Annotated in this window: 3 protein-coding genes; 1 reads left to right on the top strand and 2 read right to left on the bottom strand. The window is 46.0% G+C overall.

Annotated features, from left to right (window positions below; all coding sequences use genetic code 11):
• Positions 1–335: 335 nt before the first annotated feature.
• Complete coding sequence (locus tag V2I46_05600; GenBank protein ID MEE4176966.1) at positions 336–755, bottom strand: PIN domain-containing protein; 420 nt, start codon at positions 753–755, stop codon at positions 336–338.
• The gene (locus V2I46_05595; GenBank protein ID MEE4176965.1) at positions 745–1,002 is read right to left on the bottom strand and encodes a DUF6364 family protein; all 258 of its coding nucleotides are present in this window, start codon (positions 1,000–1,002) and stop codon (positions 745–747) included. The genes V2I46_05600 and V2I46_05595 overlap by 11 nt, the downstream gene beginning before the upstream one ends.
• Positions 1,003–1,127: 125 nt before the next feature.
• On the opposite strand from V2I46_05595, the gene V2I46_05590 reads away from it, so the two are divergent.
• On the top strand, positions 1,128–2,372 hold the full coding sequence (locus V2I46_05590) for a hypothetical protein (protein MEE4176964.1): 1,245 nt from the start codon (positions 1,128–1,130) through the stop codon (positions 2,370–2,372).
• Positions 2,373–2,446: the final 74 nt, after the last annotated feature.

The raw sequence follows: 2,446 nt of genomic DNA, 5'->3' as shown, positions 1-2,446 counted from the left end.
TGGCCGTCCCTTTCCAGCCGCAGACCGAGGTGGTCTGGCTTGCACTGACAAATGCCGGATTAAGCGACTCGGCCGGGAAGTAGTGATTGCCCTCCACCACGATTGTTTTTTCGCTCTCGGCAATGACCTTGCCGTTCCAGGTTGCTTGTGCCATTTTGTGTGCCTCCGGTTTCTAATAATGAATTATCTTCACCCGGTTAGATGCAGGAGGGCAAGGATGTCTTACTTTTTGAATTGGTTAAGCAGAACAGAATGCGTGAGTTGGGTTTGAGGGCGGGCGGAGAAATGATGCGGATGGATGTGGGTGCAGCCCGGAACCCAACAAGGGCGGCGATTCACAACGTGGCTAAAAAATCCACCGGCTGAACGACAGGCAGGAGAGAAGGCTGATAATCTTTAATGTTACGGGTGATGAGGCAGTCCAGCCGGTTTTGCACGGCAGCGACCATTTGAACGGCATCTTCAAAATCGCGAAAATCCAGGTTGAGCGCCTGCTCGATGGTGCTTTGATCAACCGGAGCAATTTTGACCAGCTGAAGGAGGTTGGTGATGGCGGCCCGTGCTTCAGGCGCCCCTTTGTCTTTCTGAAACAGGTAAAAAAGGGTGGTGATGCTGTGGGCTGCAACAAAACCCTCTATTTGTCCGGTTTCTGCAGCAGCCAGGATACCTGCGGAGGCCTGGTAAAAAGGCTGGCGTTTTTGTAGCACATCCAGCAGGATGTTCAGGTCGATGAGGACACGCGCCTTACTGGCCATATTTTTCTTCCAGGTGCTTTTTGTAATCCTCGACGGTTGTGTCCCTGGATAGCGTGCCGCTCAACCGGCTCACAATGGGAGCATCCTGAAGGGGAGCCTGATCGGGAAGACGGCGCAGGTACGTCTTGATGAGATCGGTGAGGGTGGTGTTATGCTTTGCAGCATATCGTTTGGCATTTTCCAGAAGCTGGCGCGGTACCCGGACAGTTAGTTTTGGTTCGTTCATATTTTCTCTCCTGCCGTACATAATATAACAATATTGTACGGCTGTCAAGTCCGCCGCGTTAGTTCATCTAAAATGTTACTGAAGGATAATCATTAGCTCAAAAGAAAATGTTACCGAGGCTAATGATGATCGAAATATACGAAGAAATGACGATCAACGAAAGACGGAAATATATCTGGAAAATGTGGTCAAGATACAAAAATTGTGGAAAGTTAGAAAAAGGGAAACTTCTCCAAGAGATGGAAGCCATAACAGGAATGCACAGGAAGTCCTTGATCCGTATTCTGAATGGGAGATTGAGTCGAAAGAAACGTCAAAAACAAAGGGGAAAGGAATACGGAGTGGAAGTAGAGGATGCTATTCGAAAGATAGCTCGGAGTTTAGATTACCCATGTGCAGAAAGACTGAGTCCTAATCTGGTATGGATGGCAGAACACTTAGGCAAACACGGCGAATTGCAGGTTACGGAAAAGACCATAGTGTCGTTGGATAAAATCAGTGTATCAACGCTAAAGCGAGTGCTGAAACGCATTGGAAGGTCAGAACCCAGAATAGCGTACAGGAAACCAGTTCCAAAGCCCAGGAATCACCTACGTAAGAAATATCCGATGAAGAGGATACCTTGGAATATTGAAGAGCCTGGACATTTTGAGATGGACCTGGTGGATCATGGTGGTGAAAGTGGGGCTGGGGAGTTCATTCACACCATTCAAATGGTTGATGTGGCCACTGGCTGGAGTGAAATGGCAGCTGTGTTTGGAAAAAGCTATAAAGTGATGGAAGATGGATTCGAAACGATCCTCAAACGATTACCCATAAAGATCCTTGAATTACATCCCGATAATGGAAGTGAGTTTTTCAATCGCCATATATTGAGGTTTTGGGGCGAAAAAGTTCAGGGGTTAGAGTACACCCGTTCCAGACCATACCAGAAAAACGACAACCGATTTGTCGAAGAGAATAATCTCAGCGGGGTCAGAGCTTATGTTGGACATGGCAGGTTTGATACACTCCAACATCTTGCAATAATGCGGGAACTATATGATCTTTTATGGGTCTATCATAACTTTTTCCAACCAGTCATGCGGACGAAGGAAAAAGTCTATATGGATGAATTCCATTATCGTAGGGTTTTTGATCAGGCCAGAACGCCGTTTGATCGTTTAGTAAAGACAGGCAGGCTGTCTCCGAAGACACAGAATAAACTTGAGGTATTACGACAGAAAACCAATCCGTTGGAATTGCGAACTAAAATCGATGAACTTATTACGATCCTGATTGGTTTACCAGAAAATAATAACAAGGAAATTATCAATATTGCCCATACTTTGAGAAAGGAGATTTCTCCTTCAGTAACATTATCATTTGGACCAATCAATGCGTTTCGGTAACATTATCATTTGACTGTACACTACCCCCGTATGCATTCATGTGATAATGTACCGGAAGGAAAATAGCCGGCTGG

It is taken from the genome of Bacteroides sp. (assembly GCA_036351255.1).
Classification (GTDB): domain Bacteria; phylum Bacteroidota; class Bacteroidia; order Bacteroidales; family UBA7960; genus UBA7960.
Note: the sequence above shows the minus strand (reverse complement) of the source record. Positions and strands in the feature narration are given on the sequence as shown.